The 22,696-nt window shown below is 66.6% G+C and carries 20 protein-coding genes; 6 read left to right on the forward strand and 14 right to left on the reverse strand.

Translation table 11 applies throughout. The annotated features are described in order from the left end of the window. Window positions 1–51 precede the first annotated feature (51 nt). Complete coding sequence (locus ACSQ24_RS01690) at window positions 52–447, forward strand: nuclear transport factor 2 family protein (RefSeq protein ID WP_436093009.1); 396 nt, start codon at window positions 52–54, stop codon at window positions 445–447. A 198-nt stretch (window positions 448–645) separates the two neighbouring features. Here ACSQ24_RS01690 and ACSQ24_RS01695 read toward each other — a convergent pair whose 3' ends face one another. From ACSQ24_RS01695 to ACSQ24_RS01705, 3 genes are all read right to left on the reverse strand, one after another. Then, window positions 646–2,202 (reverse strand): L-aspartate oxidase, encoded by a 1,557-nt coding sequence (locus ACSQ24_RS01695; RefSeq protein ID WP_436093010.1) that lies wholly within the window; start codon window positions 2,200–2,202, stop codon window positions 646–648. Further along, the gene (gene nadA, locus ACSQ24_RS01700) at window positions 2,199–3,173 is read right to left on the reverse strand and encodes a quinolinate synthase NadA (RefSeq protein ID WP_436093011.1); all 975 of its coding nucleotides are present in this window, start codon (window positions 3,171–3,173) and stop codon (window positions 2,199–2,201) included. Before nadA ends, ACSQ24_RS01695 begins: the two co-directional genes overlap by 4 nt. A 66-nt stretch (window positions 3,174–3,239) precedes the next feature. After that, window positions 3,240–4,193, reverse strand: a complete 954-nt coding sequence (locus tag ACSQ24_RS01705; RefSeq protein ID WP_436093012.1) for an NUDIX hydrolase — start codon at window positions 4,191–4,193, stop codon at window positions 3,240–3,242. Between the two features lie 499 nt (window positions 4,194–4,692). Between ACSQ24_RS01705 and ACSQ24_RS01710 the strand changes: the two genes are divergently transcribed. Next, on the forward strand, window positions 4,693–6,543 hold the full coding sequence (locus ACSQ24_RS01710; RefSeq protein WP_436093013.1) for an ABC transporter ATP-binding protein: 1,851 nt from the start codon (window positions 4,693–4,695) through the stop codon (window positions 6,541–6,543). Between the two features lie 211 nt (window positions 6,544–6,754). Here ACSQ24_RS01710 and ACSQ24_RS01715 read toward each other — a convergent pair whose 3' ends face one another. The 5 genes from ACSQ24_RS01715 to ACSQ24_RS01735 all read right to left on the reverse strand — a co-directional run bounded on the left by ACSQ24_RS01715 (window position 6,755) and on the right by ACSQ24_RS01735 (window position 12,593). After that, window positions 6,755–7,738, reverse strand: coding sequence for a peptide ABC transporter ATP-binding protein (locus tag ACSQ24_RS01715; RefSeq protein WP_436093014.1), 984 nt, complete (start codon window positions 7,736–7,738; stop codon window positions 6,755–6,757). After that, a complete protein-coding gene (locus ACSQ24_RS01720; protein ID WP_436093015.1) occupies window positions 7,735–8,757 on the reverse strand; it encodes an ABC transporter ATP-binding protein in 1,023 nt (340 codons plus the stop codon). The genes ACSQ24_RS01715 and ACSQ24_RS01720 overlap by 4 nt, the downstream gene beginning before the upstream one ends. A gap of 4 nt (window positions 8,758–8,761) precedes the next feature. Then, window positions 8,762–9,667, reverse strand: a complete 906-nt coding sequence (locus ACSQ24_RS01725) for an ABC transporter permease subunit (protein ID WP_436093016.1) — start codon at window positions 9,665–9,667, stop codon at window positions 8,762–8,764. Window positions 9,668–9,707: 40 nt separating this feature from the next. Next, window positions 9,708–10,718, reverse strand: a complete 1,011-nt coding sequence (locus tag ACSQ24_RS01730) for an ABC transporter permease subunit (RefSeq protein WP_436093017.1) — start codon at window positions 10,716–10,718, stop codon at window positions 9,708–9,710. A 282-nt stretch (window positions 10,719–11,000) separates the two neighbouring features. Next, on the reverse strand, window positions 11,001–12,593 hold the full coding sequence (locus tag ACSQ24_RS01735) for an ABC transporter substrate-binding protein (protein WP_436093018.1): 1,593 nt from the start codon (window positions 12,591–12,593) through the stop codon (window positions 11,001–11,003). Window positions 12,594–12,868: 275 nt separating this feature from the next. On the opposite strand from ACSQ24_RS01735, the gene ACSQ24_RS01740 reads away from it, so the two are divergent. Further along, window positions 12,869–14,203: an 8-oxoguanine deaminase gene (locus ACSQ24_RS01740; RefSeq protein WP_436093019.1), complete on the forward strand. Its 1,335-nt coding sequence runs from the start codon at window positions 12,869–12,871 to the stop codon at window positions 14,201–14,203. A 102-nt stretch (window positions 14,204–14,305) separates the two neighbouring features. Here ACSQ24_RS01740 and ACSQ24_RS01745 read toward each other — a convergent pair whose 3' ends face one another. The 4 genes from ACSQ24_RS01745 to ACSQ24_RS01760 all read right to left on the reverse strand — a co-directional run bounded on the left by ACSQ24_RS01745 (window position 14,306) and on the right by ACSQ24_RS01760 (window position 17,909). Further along, window positions 14,306–15,073: a pyrimidine 5'-nucleotidase gene (locus ACSQ24_RS01745; protein ID WP_436093020.1), complete on the reverse strand. Its 768-nt coding sequence runs from the start codon at window positions 15,071–15,073 to the stop codon at window positions 14,306–14,308. Between the two features lie 332 nt (window positions 15,074–15,405). Continuing rightward, on the reverse strand, window positions 15,406–16,302 hold the full coding sequence (gene argB, locus ACSQ24_RS01750) for an acetylglutamate kinase (protein ID WP_284172122.1): 897 nt from the start codon (window positions 16,300–16,302) through the stop codon (window positions 15,406–15,408). Between the two features lie 89 nt (window positions 16,303–16,391). Beyond that, window positions 16,392–16,763: a DUF423 domain-containing protein gene (locus ACSQ24_RS01755; RefSeq protein ID WP_436093021.1), complete on the reverse strand. Its 372-nt coding sequence runs from the start codon at window positions 16,761–16,763 to the stop codon at window positions 16,392–16,394. A gap of 120 nt (window positions 16,764–16,883) precedes the next feature. Then, complete coding sequence (locus ACSQ24_RS01760) at window positions 16,884–17,909, reverse strand: YihY/virulence factor BrkB family protein (RefSeq protein ID WP_436093022.1); 1,026 nt, start codon at window positions 17,907–17,909, stop codon at window positions 16,884–16,886. 208 nt (window positions 17,910–18,117) lie between these two features. Between ACSQ24_RS01760 and ACSQ24_RS01765 the strand changes: the two genes are divergently transcribed. Then, window positions 18,118–18,828, forward strand: a complete 711-nt coding sequence (locus ACSQ24_RS01765; RefSeq protein WP_436093023.1) for an outer membrane protein — start codon at window positions 18,118–18,120, stop codon at window positions 18,826–18,828. 12 nt (window positions 18,829–18,840) lie between these two features. On the opposite strand, the gene ACSQ24_RS01770 is transcribed toward ACSQ24_RS01765, so the two are convergent. Further along, window positions 18,841–19,407: a flavin reductase family protein gene (locus ACSQ24_RS01770; RefSeq protein ID WP_436093024.1), complete on the reverse strand. Its 567-nt coding sequence runs from the start codon at window positions 19,405–19,407 to the stop codon at window positions 18,841–18,843. An 80-nt stretch (window positions 19,408–19,487) separates the two neighbouring features. Then, on the reverse strand, window positions 19,488–20,312 hold the full coding sequence (locus tag ACSQ24_RS01775; RefSeq protein ID WP_436093025.1) for an AraC family ligand binding domain-containing protein: 825 nt from the start codon (window positions 20,310–20,312) through the stop codon (window positions 19,488–19,490). Window positions 20,313–20,392: 80 nt separating this feature from the next. Between ACSQ24_RS01775 and ACSQ24_RS01780 the strand changes: the two genes are divergently transcribed. Together ACSQ24_RS01780 and ACSQ24_RS01785 are read left to right on the forward strand one after the other, a co-directional pair. Beyond that, a complete protein-coding gene (locus tag ACSQ24_RS01780; protein ID WP_436093026.1) occupies window positions 20,393–21,568 on the forward strand; it encodes an amidohydrolase in 1,176 nt (391 codons plus the stop codon). Continuing rightward, complete coding sequence (locus ACSQ24_RS01785; RefSeq protein ID WP_436093027.1) at window positions 21,565–22,695, forward strand: aminotransferase class I/II-fold pyridoxal phosphate-dependent enzyme; 1,131 nt, start codon at window positions 21,565–21,567, stop codon at window positions 22,693–22,695. The genes ACSQ24_RS01780 and ACSQ24_RS01785 overlap by 4 nt, the downstream gene beginning before the upstream one ends. Window position 22,696 lies beyond the last annotated feature (1 nt).

The following is a 22,696-nucleotide window of genomic DNA, read 5'->3' on the forward strand; positions in this document are numbered from 1 at the left end:
TTGCTGTCTCAGCTTTATACTCTGCTGGACGCTGGACTTGAAGGGAATCACATGACGCCGCAGGACACGCCCTCGACGGGAACCATAGATGGATTGGTCGCCTTGGCGAAAACCTACTTCGACGCCGCCTACGCGATGGACGCCGACAGGTTTGCGACCATCTTCGATCCCGCCGCCCTGGTCACCCGGCGCGGCGACGACAACAGCGTGGTGGTTACCCCTGTCGCCGCCTGGCTCGATGTGGTCCGGAGCCTGACCTCGCCGCAAGACGCCGGCGGCGTGCGCGCCGACCAGATCCTCTCCATCGCCATGACCCGTGACATGGCGCTGCTCAAGCTCCGCCTGCGGATTCCGCCCCGCGAGGTGACCGACCTGCTGTCGTGCTTTTACCTCAACGGGCGCTGGCAGATCGTCCAGAAGGTGTTCGCCGCCGAGACCATGGCCTGAAAGCTCTGCCGTCGATTCCCGTCGCCTCGACATCCATGATGACGGCGTGCTTCAGATCGATCAGATCGTTGATCGCACAGGCGAAGAAGGCCTGCCCGCCATGGGCAGCCGTCCAGCGCGCGGCTGGATCAGCCGGCGAGATGTGCGGCAGGTCCGGCGGCGGTGGCCCGATGTCGGCTTCTGGCGCGGGCCGGCCCTTCAACCGAAACAGCAAGCGGTGAGACTGTCCAAAGCTGGTGCGCGAGTGAGCTCCCGCGCCGCCGCCAGAGCGGCGGGAAGCGTGATTTCGGAGCGCGCGGCCACGGCCGCATGATGCGGAAAATCCGCCCGGCAATGAGCGCCACGGCTCTCCCGGCGCCGCAGCGCGGCGATCGCGATCATCAGCCCGATGGCGGCCGGGTCCGAGACCGCGTCCTTGCGCTCGGCGAGCGGCAACAAGGCTTGTACAGCCGCACTCAGGCCTTCACCGTCGCGCACCACGCCGAGTGCGCGCGATAGAAGGGTGCGCAGCGGTGCGGGATCGAACGCAGCGGCGTCGCCCATCATCGGCTGCGGTACCGGGCGCACAATGGTTCCCGCCAGGCTCTCCGCCACCCAGCGCGAACAGACGACGGCCTCGGTCAGCGAATTGCTGGCGAGCCGGTTGGCGCCGTGCAGCCCGGTCGATGCGACTTCGCCGCAAGCCCAGAGGCCCGTGACCGAGGTCCGGCCAGAGCCGTCCACGGCGATGCCACCCATGTGGTAATGCTGGGCGGGGCGGACGGGAATGAGGTCCTGCGCCGGATCGATGCCGATCTTGCCGCAAGCCAGGGCGATGCTGGGGAACTGCCGCGCGAATGCGGGACCGGGCTTGTCCCGGGCGTCGAGAAAGACGCGGTGACCCCTTGCGAGATGGTTCCGAACGGCGCGCGCGAGAACGTCGCGCGGAGCCAGCTCGGCACCAGGCACACCCTCGAGAAAGCGCCGACCGGTTTCATCGACCAGGAGCGCTCCTTCGCCACGAACGGCCTCGCTGATCAGCGCCATCGGGCTGCCCGATCCATCGAGCGCCGTCGGGTGAAACTGGATGAACTCCAGATCGGCCAGGACAGCCCCCGCGCGAGCTGCCAGCGCCAGGCCCTGCCCCCAGCTGCCCAGGGGATTGGTGCTGTCGCGGAACAGCCCGCCGATCCCACCGCTGGCAAGGACGACCTGTCGTGAGCCGCAGAACAGGGAACCTCCCGCGCCATTTGCCCAAACGCCGTGGACGGCGTTCTCTGCCACCGCCAGCCGGCGCGCTTCGACCCCCTCCACAACCTCGATCGAGGGCGTGGAGCGCACCGCCGCAACCAAGGCTCGCATCACCTCGCGCCCGCTGCCGTCACCATCGGCATGCACGATGCGTCGCCGGCTGTGCGCAGCCTCCAGCCCGAGCCGCAATCGTCCATGCGAGTTGCGGTCGAAGCGGACACCGAAGCCCGCCAGCGCTTCGATCGCGGCGGGCGCCGCCTCGAGGATGCGCCTGGCTATATCCCGATCGCAGAGGCCATCACCAGCCGCGAGCGTATCGGCCAGATGCAGAGCCGGGTCGTCATCGTCTCCGAGGCTGGCGGCGAGACCGCCCTGCGCCCAGGCGCTCGAAGCTTCGGTTCCCAGCGGCGACCGCGACAGGAGGAATACCGGCCGCGGTGCGAGGTGAAGCGCGATCAGCAACCCCGCGATACCGCCGCCGATGATGACGGGCCGGCCGTCACGCGCCTGGACGCCGGTGCTCATACGGCAAGCATCCGCTCGACGGCGAGCCGCGCGCGCTCGGCGATCTCGGGTTCGACGGTCACGACATGACGGTTCTGTTCCAGCGCGGCGCGGATGTTCGCCAGCGTGATCCGCTTCATGTGCGGGCACAGGTTGCAGGGCCGGATGAACTCGATATCGGGATGCTGGAGCGCGACATTGTCGCTCATCGAGCACTCGGTCATCAGCACGACGCGGGGCGGCTTTTGCCGTTCGACATAGTCGGACATGGCAGCGGTCGACCCGGAGAAATCGGCTTCAGCCACTACCTCCGGCGGACATTCGGGATGGGCGAGCACCGTCACCCCGGGGTGGCTTTCCCGCAGCGCCCGGATGTCGGCTGGCGTGAAGCGCTCATGCACCTCGCAGTGTCCCTTCCAGGCGATGATCTGCACATCGGTTTGCGCCGCGATGTTCTGAGCCAGGTACTCGTCCGGCAGCATGAGCACTCGGGGGACGCCGAGAGACTCGACGACCGCCTTCGCATTGCCCGAGGTGCAGCAGATATCGGATTCGGCCTTCACCTCGGCAGAGGTGTTGACATAGGTGACGACGGGGACGCCCGGATAGCGCTGCCGCAGCAAGCGGATGTCCGCCGCCGTGATGGAATCCGCCAGCGAGCAGCCGGCTCTGAGATCAGGGATCAAGACCGTCTTCCGCGGATTGAGCAGCTTTGCGGTCTCGGCCATGAAATGCACGCCGGCCAGCACGATCACGTCGGCTTTTGTCGACATCGCCTTGCGAGCGAGCGCGAGGCTGTCGCCGACGATGTCGGCGACGCCGTGGAAGATCTCCGGCGTCTGATAGTTATGCGCCAGGATGACCGCATTCCGCTGCCGCTTCAAAGCGAGAATGGCCTCGATGTCGTCGGCGAAGCTCAGCCATTCCGCCGGCGGAACAATGTCTTTCACGCGCTGATAGAGCGCGGCCGTCTGCGTGGACATGTCGAGCATGGGCGGGCTCCTATTATGCTCAAAGAGAGTATAATAGGGATATGCTTACTCTGAGCATAAGAGATGTCAAGCGCGTGAAAGAGGCAGCCTTGTGCCGACGACCGTGCGCTCCTCCAGAACCGACTGCCGGAAACGGAAGCGCTTGGCCGGGCGCCCGCCGGTATCGGACGTCGTCTCGCCGGTCTCCTCGACCAGATCCTGCTGTTCGATGAGCCGTCGGAAATTCTGCTTGTGCACGAGCCGGCCGGCGAGCGCTTCAACGGCGCGCTGCAATTGCAGCAGCGTGAAGGTCCGCGGCATCAGCTCGAACACGACGGGCCGGTATTTGATCTTGGTGCGAAGTCTGGCGATGCCCGTCGCGAGAATGCGGCGGTGATCGGCAATCATCGGCCGGCCAGGAATGGATTGCGCGCCGCAAGTGGCTTGCTCGCGCACCGCCTCAGCCACCAGGCCAGCCTCATAGAGCAGTTCATATCGCTGCAGAACGAGCTCTTCGTTCCAGTCATGGTCGTCCAGGCCGAAGTTGAGTGCCACGCGCCACCGGCGTTCCGCACGTGTGTTCGAACCTTCGCCCCTGTCAGCCCAGGCCAGAAGCCGGGGCACGAGGACATCGGTGAGGATCGAAGGCAGGCCCGCGCGATGGTCCTCCCATGGAAAATAATCGTACCAGCCTTGCCAGCCATGGGTGGGCGAGCTCCTGGCCGGCTCTTCCAGGGTCAAGCCGAGATAGCTGATCGAGATCTGGACGCGGTCGGGGCCGATCCGGTCGCGGTCGGCAAAGGTGTAGAGCTGCTCGACATAGCCGAGCGAGAAACCGGTCTGCCGCTCCACCCACGCCCTCAGGCCCGACTGCAGGGAGCGATGTCCCAGCTCGAATGGGCCGGACGGCAAGGACCCGGCCTGTTCGATCGTCAGGACACGCGGCTCGCCATGGTTCACGGCAACGACGACGGCGATCAGATCCGCGCCGATAGCCGGGCTTCGATTGGTCGCTGGCGCCTGCGCTGTATCGGCTTGCATGGGATTCGACGGGTCTCCAATCGTAAAACTATCCGAACAGCTCGGCCGAGCGAAGGGACGTGCCTGTCGGTCGTTTGCGGACACTTCCGCAATCCGCAATAGCTCGAGACCGGCGTCAAGCGGTCCGCCACCCGCAGCCGCCGGAGCTGACCCTGAGGACCGTCTCTTCGGCGAGAGCCTGCTCCTGGAGACCCGCAAACAGCATCAGGCCCGCAAGCCCGGCGACGTGCGTTTTCATGGTGTGATCCCCTCGATCATTCTTGGCGCGATAGTGGGGATCGCCGTCCCAGTCTGTCCAAGTCGAAATCCGGGATGAGGTATTCTCTGTGGTTATGGCGTGTGCAAACGGCAGGAGCGCTCAATATTTTATCACACAGCCTGCTGACATCCGCCGCACTCTGGTTATTCTGATCCGGCTTTGAACGCGGCCCACCGGCTGCGGGGTGGGCGTTTGTGCCCGGCCCGCAGCCTCTGATCAGATCGCAATGAAGGACCTGGCATGACCTCTCCGATCCTCTCGGTCTCGAACCTGACGACCTCATTCCGGGTCGAGGGACTCTGGAAGCCGGTCGTGCGCAACATCTCCTTCGAGATCAGGCCGCAGGAGACGCTTGCGGTGGTGGGCGAGTCCGGCTCGGGCAAGAGCGTGACCGCTCTGTCGATCATGCGGCTGACCCCGCCGAGCTCGAGCAAGATCGAGGGCTCGATCAAGCTCAACGGCAAGGAGCTCCTGACCCTGCCGGACGCGCAGATGCGCGAGATCCGCGGCAACGACATCGCGATGATCTTCCAGGAGCCGATGACCTCGCTGAACCCGGTGCTGACCATCGGCTTCCAGATCGCCGAGGCGCTGATCCTGCATCGCAACATGTCGCGCAGCGAGGCGGAGGCCGAAACGGTACGCCTGCTGGAGAAGGTCAAGATCCCGGCGGCGAAGTCGCGCTTCCACGAATATCCGCATCGCTTCTCCGGCGGCATGCGCCAGCGCGTGATGATCGCGATGGCGCTGGCCTGCAAGCCGAAGCTGCTGATTGCCGACGAGCCGACGACCGCGCTCGACGTCACCATCCAGGCGCAGATCCTCGAGCTGATCAAGTCGCTGCAGGAGGAGGAGGGCATGTCCGTCCTCTTCATCACCCACGACATGGGCGTCGTTGCCGAGATCGCCGACCGCACCGTCGTCATGTACAATGGCGACGAGATCGAGACCGGCGCGACCGAGGACATCTTCGCCAATCCGCAGAAGCCCTATACCAAGTCGCTGCTCTCGGCCGTGCCGCGGCTGGGCTCGATGGAAGGGCGCAGGCGGCCGATGCGCTTCCCGGTGGTCGACCGTGCGACCGGCCTGTCGGACGTGCCCACCGAGGTGCCCGATACGGTCCAGGCAGCCGAGCGCCCGGTGCTCGAGGTGGCGGGGCTGACCACCCGCTTCGAGATCCGCTCGGGCCTGCTCTCCTCGGTCAAGGGCCGGGTGCACGCGGTCGAGAACGTTTCCTTCAGCCTGAAGGCGGGCGAGACGCTGGCGCTGGTCGGCGAATCCGGCTGCGGCAAGTCGACGACCGGCCGCTCGGTGCTGCGCCTGGTCGAGCCGCTCTCCGGCTCGGTGCTGCTCGACGGCGTCGATGTGCTCAAGCTCAGCCAGGGCGATCTGCGCGAGCAGCGCAAGCGCATGCAGATGATCTTCCAGGACCCGTTCGCGTCGCTCAATCCGCGCATGAACATCGGCGCGGCCGTGGCCGAGCCGCTGCTGATCAACAATCTCGCCACCCGCTCCGAAGCGCGCGACAAGGTCGCCGACCTCCTGAAGCGCGTCGGCCTCTTGCCCGACATGGCGAGCCGCTTCCCGCACGAGTTCTCGGGCGGCCAGCGCCAGCGCATCTGCATCGCCCGCGCACTCGCGGTCGAGCCGCGTCTGATCGTGGCCGACGAGGCCGTCTCGGCGCTCGACGTCTCGGTCAAGGCGCAGGTGGTCAACCTGATGCTCGATCTGCAGGCGCGCATGGGGCTGGGCTATCTCTTCATCTCGCACGACATGGCGGTGGTCGAGCGCGTCAGCCACCGCGTCGCGGTGATGTATCTCGGCGAGATCGTCGAGATCGGCCCGCGCGAGGCGATCTTCGGCAACCCGCAGCACCCCTACACCAAGCGGCTGCTGGCGGCGGTGCCGATCGCCGATCCGGCAAGGCGCCTGGAAAAGCGCCCGGTCTCGAACGACGAGATCAAGAGCCCGATCCGCCCGGCCGACTACGTCCCGCCGGTGCGCCAGTATCGCGAGGCCTCACCCGGCCACGCCGTGATGATCTGGGGCGAGGAATGGGAGACCAAGCCGCTGATCGCCAAGGTGGCGTGAGCCTAAGCTCCCCCATAAGCGCAGCAGACCTCGGCGGAACCGCGCCGTCTTTCCGGGGCAGGCCGAAGGCCTGAGCCCGGAATCCAGAATCGCTGCGGTCGGGGGAGAGCCGCGTCGGCTGCGGGGCCATCACAATGATCGGCATTGGTTCTGGGTTCCGGGCTCTTCGCTGCGCGAAGCCCCGGAATGACAGCGCGCTTCCGTGCGAACCTTACGCCGCTGCCTTGGCCAGGAAGGTCTCGGCGTAGTGGCAGGCGACCTGCCGGCCGTCGATCTCGCGCTTTAGCGGGCGCTCGGTGCGGCAGCGCTCGGTGACGAAGGGACAGCGGGTCGAGAAGACGCAGCCCGTCGGTGGGTTGAGCGGCGAGGGCAGTTCGCCGCGCAGCACGATGCGCTCGCGCTTGTCGCCGCCGACACGCGGCGTCGAGGCGAGCAGCGCCTGCGTATAGGGATGGAGCGGCCGGGCGTAGATGCGCTCCTTCGGGCCATGCTCGATGGCATTGCCGAGATACATCACCATCACGTCATGGGCGATGTGACGGACGACGCTGAGATCGTGCGAGATGAAGAGGTAGGCGAGCTTCAGCTCGTCCTGCAGATCGGCCAGCAGGTTGAGGACCTGCGCCTGGATCGAGATGTCCAGCGCCGAGACCGGCTCGTCGGCAACCACCACCTTGGGCGAAAGAATGAGCGCGCGGGCGATCGCGATGCGCTGGCGCTGGCCCCCTGAGAACATGTGCGGGTAGCGAGCGTAATGCTCCGGCCGCAAGCCGACCTTGGCCATCATGGCGCGGGCCTTCTCGGTCCGCTCCGTCTTGGAGAGGTCGGTGTTGATCAGCAGCGGCTCCTCGAGGATCGTGCCGATCTTCTTGCGCGGATTGAGCGAGCCATAGGGGTTCTGGAAGACGAACTGGACGGTGCGGCGCAGCCGCTTGCGCTCAGCTGCCGGCGGCGAGACGGCGTCGAGCCCGTCGAGCGTCAGGGAGCCGGATGTCGGCTTCTCGATCAGCGTCGCCATGCGGGCCAGCGTCGATTTCCCGCAACCGGATTCGCCGACCACGGCAAGAGTGCGCCCGGCCTCGACCGCGAAGGAGACCTTGTTCACCGCCTGCAACTGCGCCGGCGGGCGGAACAGCCCCTGCCTGACCTGATAGGTCTGGACGAGGTCGCGGGCTTCGATGACGGGGTTGCTCATCGCACCGCCTCCGTCGCCAGACCGGCTTCGTCGCGGGCGCGCTCCGCCTCGCGCTGGGAATCGCCGAGCGGGTAGTGGCAACGCACATGCCCGTCCGCCCAGGGCCGAAGTTCCGGCTGGACGGTGCGCGAATGCTGGGTCGCATAGGCGCAGCGCGGGCTGAACAGGCAGCCTTTCGGCCGGTCGTTGAGGCCGGGGACCATGCCGGGGATGGTGGCGAGCCGGCTTTCGCCCTCGCTGCGTTCCGGCAGGGCTGCGAGCAGCGCGGCCGAATAGGGATGCTGCGGCGCGGAGAACAGCGCGTCGACCTTGCGCTCCTCCATGATCTGCCCGGCATACATCACCATGATGCGCTGCGCCGTCTCGGCGACGACGCCCATGTTGTGAGTGATCAGGACGAGCGCCATGCCGCGCTCGCGCTGCAGCGACATCAGGAGGTCGAGGATCTGCGCCTGGATGGTGACGTCGAGCGCGGTCGTCGGCTCGTCGGCGATCAAGAGGCGCGGATTGCAGGCGATCGCCATGGCGATCATGACGCGCTGGTTCATGCCGCCGGAAAGCTGGTGGGGATAAGCCTTGAGGCGGCTTTCCGGGGCGGGGATCCCGACCTGTTCGAGCAATTCGATCGCCCGGCGCCTGGCCGCCTTGCGGTCCATGCCCTCGTGCTTCCTCAGCGTCTCGGCGAGCTGGAAGCCGATGGTGAAGCAGGGGTTCAGGCTGGTGCTCGGCTCCTGGAAGATCATCGCCACGTCCTTGCCGGTGAGCTGGCGGCGCTCGCGCGCGGACATGGTCAGGAGGTCGCGGCCGTCGAAGCGCAATTTGTCGGCGCGGACGCGGCCGGGATAGCCGACGAGGCCCATCAGGGCGAGCATGGTGACGCTCTTGCCGGAGCCGGATTCGCCGACGACGCCGAGCACCTCGCCCTCGTCGAGGGTGAGGTCGATGCGGTCGACCGCGCGCAGCAGCCCCTGGGATGTGGGGAATTCGACGCTGAGGTTTTCGATCTCGAGCAGGGGCATGGGATCAGCGCTTCAATTTGGGATCGAGGGCGTCGCGCAGGCCGTCGCCGAGCAGGTTGAAGGCGAGCACGGTGATCAGGATGGCGAGGCCCGGGAAGGTGACGACCCACCAGGCGCGCAGCACGAATTCGCGGGCGTCGGCGAGCATGGTGCCCCATTCCGGGGTCGGCGGCTGGGCGCCGAGGCCGAGGAAGCCGAGCGCCGCGGCATCGAGGATCGCGGTCGAGACACCGAGCGTCGCCTGCACGATCAGCGGCGCAGCGCAGTTCGGCAGGATCTCCGAGAACATCAATCGCGTGGTCTGCGCGCCGCTGACCTTCGCGGCGACGACATAGTCCTTCGAGGTCTCGGCGATGACGGCGGCGCGGGTGATGCGGACATAGTGCGGCAGCACGACGATGGCGACGGCGAGCATCGCGTTCATCAGCCCGGGGCCGAGGATCGCGACGATGACGATGGCGAGCAGGAGGCTCGGCATCGTCATCAGGATATCCATCACCCGCATGATGGCGATGTCGGCGAGGCCCTTGAAGTAGCCGGCGACCAGGCCGAGTACGATGCCGACGACGATTGCGATGGCGACGACGGCGATGCCGATGACGAGCGAGAGCCGCGCGCCGTAGATCAGCCGCGAGAGGATGTCGCGGCCGATCGCGTCGGTGCCGAGCGGATAGGAGAGCGAGCCGCCCTCCTGCCAGAACGGCGGCTTCAGGAAGACGGCGTTGTCGGTCAGGTTGGGATGATGCGGGGCGATCAGCGGCGCAAACAGCGCGCAGAGCAGTACGATGCCGATGACGACGAGTCCGGCGACGGCGCCACGATTGGCGCTGAAATAGCTCCAGAACTCGCGGGCGGGGTGCGGCGGCGCGCCTGCGGGCACGGCGGGAACTTGCAGGGTTTCGGCGCTCATGGGCGAAGGCTCCAACGGGAGCGAAGGGACTGAAGAGCGATCATCGTGCGTGCCTGATGCGCGGGTTGATCAGGCCGTAGAGCAGGTCGACCAGGAGGTTGACGCTCATCACGACCATGCCGAGCAGCAGCGTGCCGCCCTGGAGGATGGGGTAGTCGCGCCGGCTGATCGCCTCGATCAGCCATTTGCCGACGCCGGGCCAGGAGAAGATCGTCTCGGTCAGGATCGCGCCGGTGAAGAGCGTGCCGACCTGCAGGCCGATCACCGTCACGATCGGGATCAGGGCGTTGCGCAGCCCGTGCAGGGCGACGACCCGCAAGGGGGCCATGCCCTTGGCGCGGGCGGTGCGGATATAGTCCTCGCCGAGCACCTCCAGCATCGCCGAGCGGGTCATGCGGGCGATGACGGCGAGCGGCACGGTGCCGAGCACGATCGCCGGCAGCACCAGATGCGACAGCGCCGACCAGAAGGCGTCGATGTCGCCGGCAAGCAGGCTGTCGATGGTGAGGAAGCCGGTGACCGGCTCGATGAAATACTGCACCGCGATCCGGCCAGAGACCGGGGTGATGCCGAGCTGCACCGAGAACAGCAAGATCAGCAGCAGGCCCCACCAGAAGATCGGCATCGAATAGCCGGTGAGCGAGATGCCCATCACGCCATGGTCGAAGATCGAATTTCGCTTCACCGCGGCGATGATGCCGGCTGGCAGGCCGATGATCAGCGCGAGCAGGATGGCGCAGAGCGCGAGCTCGATCGTGGCCGGGAAGAGCTGGCTGAATTCGGAGAGGACGTTCTCGCGCGTCACGGTCGACTTGCCGAGATCGCCCTGGACCACGCGCTCGATATAGCGGCCGTACTGGACGAAAAGCGGCTGGTCGAGACCGTACTCCTTGAGCAACTGCGCATGGCGGGTGGCGTCGATGCCGCGCTCGCCGGCCATGGTCTCGATCGGGTCGCCCGGCACGAGCCGGACCAGGAAGAAGGCCAGCAGCGTGATGCCGATGAAGGTCGGAATGACGAGGCTGACCCTGGTCAGGATGAAGCGAAGCATGGTTGTGCCAGTCTTGTCGGCCGGGCGCATTGTCGCTCGGCGGCCTGTTCTGTCGTCTTATTCAAGTTCGAATTCCGGCGCAGCGCAAACACCAGAACGCCGGAAAGATCAAGAAGGCGGCAGCAAAACCGGTGGATCGAGATGGTAAGGTGCAGTGTGAAACGCCGCTTGCGACGAAAGACCAGAAAACATCAGCGCGCGGAAGCGCAACAATAGGAACAGAAGCGGCGCCGACGAAGCAATGATTGCTCCGCCGGCGCCGGGATTATTTGACGCAGAGCCTCACTTGCCGATGTCGACGCCGTAGAAGACGTGGCGGCTGAACGGCGAGAGCTTGAAGTCGATGACTTCCTTGCGGACCGGCTTGAGCTGGACCGCATGGGCGATGGTGAACCAGGGCGCCTGCTCCTTGAAGATCACCTGCGCCTGCCGATAGAGCTTCTCGCGCTCGGCCTGGTCGGTGATCGTCTTGGCCTTGGTCACCAGCTCGTCGAAGGGCTGGTAGCAGAACTTGGCGACGTTGCCGCCGTTGTTCTTGGAGGCGTCGCAGCCGAGCAGCGTGTGCAGGAAATTGTCCGGATCGCCATTGTCGCCGGTCCAGCCGAACATGCCGGTCTGGTGCTCGCCGGCCTGCAGGCGCTTGCGGTACTCGCCCCACTCGAAGGTCTTGATCTCGGCCTTGACGCCGACCTTGGCGAGATCGGCCTGCATCAGCTCGGCGATGCGCTTGGCGTTGGGGTTGTAGGGACGCTGCACCGGCATCGCCCACAGGTCGATCTCGAGCCCGTTCGGGTAGCCGGCATCGGCCAGCTCCTTCTTGGCCGCTTCCGGATCGAAGGGGTCGTCCTTGATCGCCTCGTTATAGGACCACATCGTCGGCGGGATCGGGTTGGTCGCCGCGACGCCGCTGGAGAGATAGACCGCGTCGATGATCGCCTTCTTGTTGATCGCCTTGTTGACGGCGCGGCGGACCTTGACGTCGTCGAAGGGCTTCTTGGCGGTGTTGTAGGCGAGATAGCCGATGTTCAGGCCCGGCTGTTCCAGGATCTGGACATTGGCGTCCTTCTTGATGGCGTCGAGATCGGCCGGGTTCGGATAGGGCATGACATGGCATTCGCCCTTCTGCAGCTTGGCCCAGCGCACCGAGGCGTCCGGCGTGATCGCGAAGATCAGGTCGTCGATCTTGGCCTTGCCGGCCCAGTAGTCGGGGGAGGCCTTGTAGCGGATGATCGCGTCCTTCTGGTATTGCACCAGATAGAACGCGCCGGTGCCGACCGGCTCCTGGTCGAGCTTCTCGGGCGTGCCGGCCTTCAGCATCGCATCGGCGTATTCCTTCGACTGCACGCCGGCATATTGCATGGCGAGGTCGGCGAGGAACGGCGCTTCCGGCTGGTTCAGCGTGATCTTGACCGTGTAGTCATCGACCTTCTCGACCGACTTCAGGAGCTTGGGCAGGCCCATGTCGTTGAAGTAGGAGTGGTTCGAGCTGGTGACCTTGTAGTAGGGGTGCGCTTCCTTCCACTGCCGCTCGAACATGAACATCACGTCGTCGGCGTTGAAGTCGCGCGTCGGCTTGAAGTTCTTGTTGGTGTGCCACTTCACGTTCTTGCGCAGATGGAGCGTGTAGGTCAGGCCATCAGGCGAGACCTCCCACTTTTCCGCCAGGGCCGGCTGAACCTTGACGCCGCCGCGCTCGAACTGGACGATGGTGTCATAGATTTGGGTGTTGGCGTCGAACGACGTGCCGGTGGTGTTGACGCTCGGCGCGAAATTCTCCGGGCTGCCTTCCGAGCAATAGACCAGTGTCTTGGCCGCCAAAGGCTGCGCCACCATCAGCGCCGAGGCCGACAGCGTCGCCAGCATCAATTTCTTCATGGGATCTCTCCTTGAGCCACGCTTCGCCTCGCAAGGCGAACGGTTTCCCCGTTGAACCGGAAGCCTTGCGGGTGAAATCCCGTGGGCCGCCTTGCCAACAACTTATTGAAAGTTGGCGAGCGCGAACAGCGCCCGATACGCACGCCAAGCGAGTATGGTTGAGATCATACGAGTGCGCCGTGTTCTCCCCCGGAAGACCCGGCGCGAGGGGCTGGCCTTCATCCCCGCCTAAGCCTATGCCGGAATTCGACAACCCGCTCGCAACCGGACCCGCTATGCGCCTCTGGATCAGGAATCCGCTCGCCATCCTCGCCGAGAATGCAGGGGGCGGGATCGTGGTCGAGGACGGGCTGATCGTCGAGCTGGTTGCGCCCGGCGCCTATCCGGCGCTGCCGGTGACCGAGAGCTTCGACGCTTCAGATCACGTCGTGCTGCCGGGGCTGATCAACACCCACCACCATTTCTACCAGACGCTGACCCGCTCCCATCCCGCCGCAATCGACCGCGAGCTCTTCCCCTGGCTGAAGGCGCTCTATCCGCTCTGGGCGCGTCTGCGGCCGGAAGACCTGCGCCTCGCGGTGCGTGCCGCTTTGGTCGAGCTCATGCTCTCCGGCTGCACCACGGCCGCCGACCACCACTATCTCTACCCGGACGGGCTCGAGAATGCGGTCGACATCGCCGTCGAGGAGGCGCGGGCGCTCGGCATCCGCGTCACCATCTCGCGCGGCTCGATGAACCTGTCGCAGAAGGATGGCGGCCTGCCGCCGGACGAGGTCGTGCAGGACGAGGACACCATCCTCGCCGATTGCGAGCGGGTGCTCGGCCTGTTCCATGATCCGAAGCCAGGCAGCATGGTGCAGATCGCGCTCGCGCCGTGCTCGCCCTTCTCGGTGACGCCCCTGCTGATGGCGAGATCGGCCGAGCTCGCGGCCCGCTTCGACGCGCCGCTGCATACCCATCTGGCGGAAACCGAGGACGAGGACGCCTATTGCCTGGAGGTCTATGGCAAGCGCCCGCTCGACCTGCTGGAGGACGTCGGCTGGATGCGGCCCAAGACCTGGCTGGCGCACGGCATCCATTTCTCCTGCGAGGAATGCGAGCGGCTCGGCAAGGCCGGGGTCGGGGTCTGCCATTGCCCGACCTCGAACGGCGTGCTCGCCTCGGGCTTCTGCAAGACGCGCGAGCTCGAGGCGGCGGGTGCGCCGGTCGGTCTCGGCGTCGACGGCTCGGCCAGCAATGACGGCTCGAACCTGATGGAGGAGTTGCGCCACGCGCTGCTGGTCAACCGGCTGCACTACAAAAGCGCGAGCGCAGTGACGGCGCGCGACACGATCCGCTGGGCGACGGAGGGCTCGGCCCGTTGCCTCGGCCGCGCCGATATAGGCAGGATCGCAATCGGCCTGCAGGGCGATCTCGCCTTCTACAAGCTCGACGAATTGCGCTTCTCGGGCGCGCATGACCCGATCGCGGCGCTGGTCCTGTGCGGCGCCAATCGCGCCGATCGCGTCATGATCGGCGGGCGCTGGCGCGTGATCGACGGCGAGATACCGGGGCTCGACGTTACGAGCTTGCGCCGTGCGCACGGGCTTGCGGCGAAGCGCTACAGCTAACGTCATTGCGAGCGCAGCGAAGCAATCCAAGGGGACGTGGAGCGCTGCCGCCCCTGGATTGCTTCGTCGCTCGCGCTCCTCGCAATGACGGAAAACCTGGTGCTATTCACCCGGGATGCCGGTAACCGGCACCGTTGCGCCCGGCCGCATCAGCGGCTTCAGGAAGCCGGTCAGGTCGTCGGTGACGAAATCGACATGGCTGGCCTCGACCACGGCCTGCTCCCAGGTCTCGCGGAACGGATCGGGCGTGCGCGGCACGATCAGTACCGTCTTCATGCCGAGCGCGCTCGGCACGAGGAGATTCTTGTCGATGTCCTCGAACATCGCCGCCCGGGCGGGATCGACCGCATGCCTGGCGAGGAAGTTCTCGTAGGTGGCGCGCTCGGGCTTGGGCAGGAAGCCGGCCTCGACGATGTCGAAGATGTCCTCGAAATGGTGGAGGATGCCGAGCTTGCCGGCGACGTTCTCGGCATGACCGCGCGAACCGTTGGTCAGGATCAGCTTGCGGCCGGGCAGGGCGGCGATCGCCTCGCCGAGAGCGGGATTGGGATCGAGCAGCGACAGGTCGATGTCGTGGGCGAAGGCGAGGAAGTCGCCGGGATCGACGCCGTGCTCCGACATCAGCCCGTTCAGCGTCGTGCCGTAGCGCTCGTAATAATAGCGGCGCAGCTCGTGCGAGGAGAGGCCGTCGAGGCCGAAGAGCTCGAGCAGATACAGGGTGATCCGCTCATTGACCTGCGGCCAGACCTGCGCCTCATGCGAATAGAGCGTGTTGTCGAGATCGAAGATCCAGTGGTCGACATGGCCGAACGCCGCCTGCTCCGGCAGGAGCGGAATGGCGGTGGCTGGAATGGTCGTGTTCTGGTTCATGGGGGCATGTGATGTGGGGGGCACCATCATGACATGCAAGATGCTTGCAAAGTCCTTGCGACGACGAGGTCGTCCATAGGAGGGAGCCGCGACACCTGCCTTCTCCCGGATGGCTTCGACCACGCAACGCTGGTCGTCCTGTCTCCGCCCTTCCCCCTTGTGGGGAAGGGCAAGGGGATGGGGGTGGTGCCGCTTGGCGATCGCTAGCAGGAAGGGGGCGGCAGCGGCGATGGCGGTCTCACGTCCTGCCGGTCGTTCCTGCTTTACGACCCCCACCCCTGCCCCTCCCCACAAGGGGGAGGGGTTCCCCGCGCCTCATCCCGCAGGTTCTTTCACTTCCTGATGATCGTGCCCGAGCCGGTGTCGGTGAAGAGCTCGATCAGCGCCGCATGCGGGACCTTGCCGTCGAGGATGACGACGGCCTCGACGCCCTTTTCCAGCGCGTAGATGCAGGTCTCGATCTTCGGGATCATGCCGCCGGAGATGGTGCCGTCGGCGATCAGGCGCCGGCACTGCTCGATGGTGAGCTCCGGGATCAGCTGCTTGTCCTTGTCGAGCACGCCCGGCACATCGGTGAGCAGCAGAAGGCGTTTGGCGCCGAGCGCACCTGCGATCGCGCCGGCGAAGGTGTCGGCGTTGACATTGTAGGTCTGGCCGTCGGCGGCAGCGCAGACCGGCGCCAGAACCGGGATAAGCTCCTCCTTGAGGATCGCCTTGAGCACGGTGGTGTCGACCGTCTCGGGCTCGCCGACGAAGCCGAGATCGAGCACCTGCTCGATCTTCGAATCGGGATCGACGATGGTGCGGGTCGCCTTCCTGGCCAGGACCATGTTGCCGTCCTTGCCGCAGAGCCCGATCGCCTTGCCGCCCTCGCGCGAGATGTAGCCGACGATCTCCTTGTTGACCGAGCCGGCCAGGACCATCTCGACCACGTCGACGGTCGCGGCGTCGGTGACGCGCAGGCCCTGCTTGAACTCGGACTTGATGCCGAGCTTCTCCAGCATGCGGGCAATCTGCGGGCCGCCGCCATGGCAGACCACCGGCTTCAGGCCGGACTGCTCGAGTAGCACCACGTCCTCGGCGAAATCCTCGGCGGTGGCGGCGTCACCCATGGCGTTGCCGCCATATTTGATCACGATCACCTCCTGGTCGTAGCGCTGCATGTGCGGCAGCGCCTGGACCAGCAGCTCGGCGGCTTGCGAGGGCGTGAGATTGTGAGGCGCGTTCATCGGCAGGCTCCGCGAAGGCGCAGGAGGCAGCTGCGCCGCGCCGCGTTCTAACTGAAGACGACAGGCGGCGGAAGCGCCGAGGCGGGTTGTCAGGCGCGCCTGGCGAACAAAGCGGCGATGACCATGCCTAGCCAGCCGGCGAGCATCATGAAACCGCCTGCCGGCGCCGCGCCGAGGAACAGCCGCTCGCCATGGAAGCCGCGCATGGAAAGATCGGCGGAAAAGAGCGCGACGCCGAGGATCAGCAGCGAGATCGCGAGGCGAGCCGGCCAGTCCGCCAGCAATTCGGCGCGTCTTGCGGTGCAGGCGGCGATGACCGTCGGCGCATGGAAGAGCAGCATCTGCCCGGCGATCTGGACATTGTCCGAGCCACCGGAATGCGTCCCGGCCGCGAGCAGCGTGACGCCGGCGAGCCCCATCAGCATGGCGATGGTGAGATGGATTCGGGTCGCGGTGATCATCGGCGGATCCGTGTCATTGGCCCCCCCCGGGCGCGGGGCGAGCCTGCCGGCGAGCAGACGCTGTGGTTGCGGGCCAGGTCAAGCGGGTGCCGCTGTGGCATCGTGCTCCAGCCGACAGCTTTAGCCTCGGCCGGGCGCGCTGCGGGTGAGTTGCGTCACCGGCGCGGGGGCCGAGCCATAGCGGCTCTGGTGTTCGAGCTCGGCGTTGAGCTCGGCTCCGCCGAGCACGATGATCGCCGAGAGCCAGAGCCAGGTCATGAACACGACGATGGTCGCCAATGAGCCATAGGTCGCGGTGTAGCGGCCGAGCGTGCTGACATAAAAGGAGAAGCCGACCGAACAGGCGAGCCAGAGCAGCGCTGCGACGATGGCGCCGGGCAGCACCCAGGCGAAGCGTGGCGGCTTGCGGGCCGGGCCGATCCAATAGAGGCAGCCGATCGCGACGACGCCGATAAGGAAGAAGGCGGGCCAGCGCAGCCAACGGATCACGACCTCGAGTTCGTGACCGAAGGGAAAGAGCGCGGTCACCACCGGCAGGCTCGCGATCAGGGCGAGCGCCAGGATCAGGACGAAGAGCCCGCTCAGCGTCGTCGCCAGCGAGATCAGGTTCAACCGGATGAAGCCGCGGCGCTCCTTCACGCCATAGATGATATTGAGCGCGTCGAAATTCGCCTTGATCGCCGCATTGGCGCTCCAGACCGCGACCAGGAAACTGATGAAGAAGGTCAGCGAGAGATTGGCTGCGTCCTGGCCCGCCAGTCTGACCGCCTGCTCGCGGATCAGCTCGCGCGCCGCCAGCGGCAAGACGATGGTGATGTCGTCGAGCTGGCCGACGATGGTCGCCGGGGCAGTCAGCATGCCATAGAGCGTCACCAGCAGCGACAGGGCCGGCACCAGCGAGAGCAAGGTGAAGAAGGCGACGGCGCCGGCGAGCGAGAGCACGCGTGCTTCCTGGATGCGGGCGCTGAAGCGCAGCAGCACATCCTTCCAGCCGCGCCAGGGCAGGGTGATCGGGCTCTTGGCGCCGCGTCCGCGCCTCGCCTGGCGCAAGGGCTCGCCGACCCGGCGCGAGACCAGGCCGTGGACATAGCCGGCGACCATGGCCGCGAGCCCGGCGGCGCCGGTCAGTCGCTTGAAATAAGCCATGCGCGCTCCGGTCCAGGGGCAGCTAATCCCAGACTGCCCCGTCGCGCTGCCAACGTCCCGGCGTGCTTTTTCGTTCCGGACGGGCGGTCGCGATGGGGCCGCTTAGAGGTTCGTTAACCTTAACATTTTCATAATGCCGCTCCTGACGCCACTGCGGCAACGGCCGGATTCTCCGCCCGAAACAGCCGTCGCTCGAGCCGAGAATTCGATGAAGACGCTTCTCAAAGCCGCTGTCGCAACCATCGCCCTGTTGGCAGGCGGCGCCGCTTTGGCGGCTGACCTGCCGAGGAAGGGCCTCCTCCCGCCGGCGCCGGAGCTGCCGACATTCTACAACTGGAGCGGTGTCTATGTCGGTGGCCAGGTCGGCTATTCCTGGGGCTCCGACCGGGCGAGCGAATTTTCCACCGCCGGCCAGGCCCCGCTCGGTCGCTCCTTCGATTACAGCCCATCCTCCTTCATCGGCGGCGCCCGCCTCGGCTTCAACTATCAGCTCGGGGTGGTCGTGCTCGGCGTCGAGGGCGACATCGAAGGCATGAATGCCCATGCCGGGCAGGGCGACGCCGGCGGCGTGGTCCGGGTGCGGCAGGACTGGCAGGGTTCGGTACGCGCTCGCCTCGGCTACAGCCTGGATCGCGTCATGGTCTACGCCACTGCCGGCGCGGCCTTCAGCAAGCTCGAATATGCCTATGTCACGCCGCTTGGGGGGCTGAGCGAGACGATCAGCGCCTCGAAGACCGGCTGGACCGTCGGCGGCGGCGTCGACTACGCTTTGACCGACAACCTCATCCTCGGTCTCGACTATCGCTACACCGACTTTGGCAAGTTCGACCATGTCGGGGCGGGTGCCTATCTCGGCCGCACGGTCGAGCACGAGCCGTCGGCGCATGCGGTGCGGGCCAGCCTCGCCTACAAGTTCTGACGGCGGAGCCGTTCAGGGCCGCAGCATGAACGGCTCGAACCTGGCGCTCTCGTCGATGACCTTGCCGGCGGTCATGAAGATGCCGTTGCCGGTATAGTGCAGCGTCTTCGGATGCAGCGGGCGCGGCGCGACATGCGCCTTGACCACTTCGAGGATGAAGAGGTCGTAGCGCTCGATCAGCGCCTCGTCATGGATGCGGCATTCGAAGCAGGCATGGCACTCGCCGATCAGCGGCGCCTTGACGGCGTGTGCCCGCTGCGCGGTCAGCCCGAATTTCTCGAACTTGTCGGTGCTGGCGCCCGAGCAATTGCCGATGCCGATCGCCTGCTCGGTCAGCTTGGTCGTCGGCAGGTTGATGACGCATTCGCCGCTGTCCCTGACCATGCGGTGGCTGTGGTTGCCGCTGGAGATCAGGCAGGCGACGAGCGAGGGCGAGAACTCCAGCACCATGTGCCAGCCCATGGTCATGATGTTGTCCTTGCCGCGATGGCGCGAGGAGACCAGCACGATCGGCCCGGGCTCGAGATACTGCCGGACGCGGCCGACCGGAAAATCCTCCTTGCTGACGACTTTCGGCATGGCTGGCTCTCCGGTTCAGGCGTCTCCCGAAACGGAAGCCGCGGAGCCAGGCGATGGTTCCTTCACGAGACGGCGACCGCTCAGCCCGCCTTGCGGAACATGCCGGGCGTGATGCCGTGCACGGCGCGGAAGCTGCGCGAGAGGTGGCTCTGGTCGGCGAAGCCGGCGGCGAAGGCGGCGTCCGCCAGGCTGGCGCCCTCCCGGATCAGCCGGTTGGCGCGGCGCAGGCGGCGGTCGCGGATGAAGGTGGCCGGCGTCGCGCCGGTGAGCTTCTTGAAGTCGCGGATGACCTGGAAGCGGGTGACGCCGGCGGCCATGGCGAGCCCTTGCAGGTCGATCTCGCCAGCGAGCCCATCCTCGATCACCTGCTCGTAGCGTGGGAAGCGGCGCCGCGAGCCGGAGCGGTCGAGCGGCTCGACCTGCCGATCGCTGTCGCCATGCTGCAGGATCAGCCGACGCAGCGCGGTCAGCAGGGAGGCTTCCGCACGGGTGGCTTCCGGCGAGGTCGATTCCGCATGGGCCGCGGCGAGCAATCGGACCAATTCGGGATCGTCGAGCAGGGCCTGCGGGAAGAGCGGCACATTGGGCTGTCCGAGTTCGGTCGCGATGTCCGACAGCAGCGCCACCGAGGGATAGAAAGTCCGGTAGGCCCAGCCCTGCTCGGCACCGGCCTGCCCGTCATGCCACTCCTCCGGATTGACGACGAGCACCGAGCCGGCCGGAGCCAGCACCTCCTGGCGGCCGACGCGCACGCGCTCGCAGCCCTCGGTGATCAGCGCGATGACGTAGCCGTCATGGGTGTGGCGATCATAGCGATGCTTGCGAAAGCGCGCCTTGAGCAGGCCGAGCTCGCGGAAGGCGGCGTGGCGCCAGAATTCCTGCGTCTCCTGTCGCGGCTCGCTCATGGATCGGATCCGATTGGGTCAATCTGGTTCAAGACGCTGCCCGGTCCGCTCTCCTAATCCATGCGGGACAGGAGAGAACCATGCTGCACAATGACCCGATCGCCGCGCTGACACCAGAGGTCGTCGCCTGGCGCCACCACATCCACGCCAATCCCGAGCTCGGCTTCAGGGAAGTCGAGACCGCCCGCTTCGTTTCCGAGAAACTGCGCTCCTTCGGCCTCGAGGTGCAGGAGGGCATCGGCGGCACCGGTGTGGTCGGCACGCTGCGCGCCGGCTCCGGCAAGCGCGCCATCGGCCTGCGCGCCGAGCTCGATGCGCTGCCGGTCATCGAGCGCACCGGCCTGCCCTACGCCTCGACGAAAGAGGGCGTGATGCATGCCTGCGGCCATGACGGCCACAGCGCCATGCTGCTCGGGGCCGCGAGTCTCCTCAGCCAGAACCCGGATTTCGACGGCACCGTCCATTTCATCTTCCAGCCGGCCGAGGAGAACGAGGGCGGCAGCATGAAGATGATCGAGGCCGGGCTGTTCGAGCGCTTCCCGGTCGAGGCGGTCTATGCCGTGCATAATTGGCCGGGCGTGCCCTTCGGCACGATCGCTGCCCGCACGGGGGCGCAGATGGCGGCGGTCGACAATTTCGAACTGCGCTTCTTTGGGCTCGGCGCCCATGTCGCCATGCCGCATCTCGGCGACGACCCGATCCTCGCCGCCGGGGCCTTCATCCAGAGCGTGCAGCGCATCGTCGCGCGCGCGGTCGATCCGCAGACGCCGATCGTGGTCAGCCTGACGCAGGTCCATGGCGGCAATGTCGGCAACATCGTGCCGAAGGAGGTCTGGCTGCAGGGGACATGTCGCTTCTTCGACCCGGCGCTCTCCGATCTTTGCGAGAGGCTCATCGGTGAGATCGCGCAGGGTGTCGCCGCCTCGCATGGCTTGAGCGCGACGCTCGACTACAAGCGCGGCTATCCGCCAGTGATCAACACCCATGAGGCGGCGGCATTGGCGGTGCGGGCGGCAGCTGCGGCTGTCGGGCCGCAGAATGTCATGGCCGAGTTCAAGCCGAGCCTGGGCTGCGAGGACTTCGCCTTCATGATCCGCGCCGCGAGTGGCTGCTATGCCTGGATCGGCGCCGGCGAGGTCGGTCCCGGCGAAGGGCTGCACGGCGACCGTTATGTCTTCAACGATGCGATCGTCCCGCATGTGCTGCGCTACTGGCAGAACCTCGTCGCGGGCGCGCTGCCGAAGTCTGCGCCATGAACGCGCATGTGCCCCCTCGCCGGATGATCGAGCGTCGCTGTGGCGGGCGCATCCTGCTCGACGGCGTCGACACGATCATGCTCGGCGCCAACGACTATCTCGGCCTCTCGACCGATGAGCGCGTGCTCGCCGCGACCAACGAGGCGATGCGGCTCTATGGGACGGGGACCGGCATCTATCCGGTCTTCGCGACGACGCCGCTGCACGAGGCCTTGGCCGAGAACCTCGCCTCCTTCCTCGGCGTCGAGGCGGTGGCGCTGTTCTCCTCCGGCGGCAGCGCCAATGGTGGGGTGCTGACGACGCTGGTCGGCGCCGGCGACGTCATCATCTCGGACCGGCTGAACCATGCCAGCATCATCGATGGCTGCCGCCTGAGCCGTGCCGATGTCGAGACCTACGAGAACCGCAATGTCGCCGGTCTGCGCCGGGCGCTGGAGGGGACGCGACGGGCCAAGCGGCGCCTCATCGTCACCGACGGCATCTTCAGCATGGAGGGCGGGGCTGCGCCGCTCCCCGAGATCCGGGCACTGGCGCGTGAATTCGACGCGCTGCTGATGATCGACGAGGCGCATGCGACCGGCGTGGTCGGGCGGGGTGGCACCGGCACCGCGCCGCTTTGCGGGCTCGCCAATGGCGCGCCCGACATGCTGCTGACCGGCTCGCTGTCAAAGGCGCTCGGCGGGGCCAGCGGCGGCTTTGTCGCCGGCCCGCGCCTGCTGATCGAGAAACTCAAGGCGCAGTCGCGCAGCTGGATCTTCACCATGGGCATGACGACGGCGAATGCCGCGACTGCGCTGACCGCGCTGAAGATCTGCCGCGACGATCCCGGCCCGCGCGAGCGGCTCTGGCGCAATGTCGCCCATTTGCGCGAGGCGCTGCACTTCTACGCGCTCGCCTGCCATGACAGCGCCAGCGCCATTACCGCGGTCAAGATCGGCGGCGAGGAGAGGGCCCGCGCCATCACCACGCGCCTGACCCGTGCCGGTGTCTTCGCCCCGGCGGTCTCGTTCCCGATCGTGGCGCAGGGGGAGGCGCGGCTGCGGCTGCAGGTCAGCGCCGCCCATGAGACGGCCGAGCTCGACGAGGCGGCAGCTGTGCTGGCGAAGGCGTTCGCGGAGGCGGGCTGAG

This window comes from Allobosea sp. LjRoot237 (assembly GCF_964253285.1).
In the GTDB taxonomy this organism is placed as follows: Bacteria; Pseudomonadota; Alphaproteobacteria; order Rhizobiales; family Beijerinckiaceae; genus Allobosea.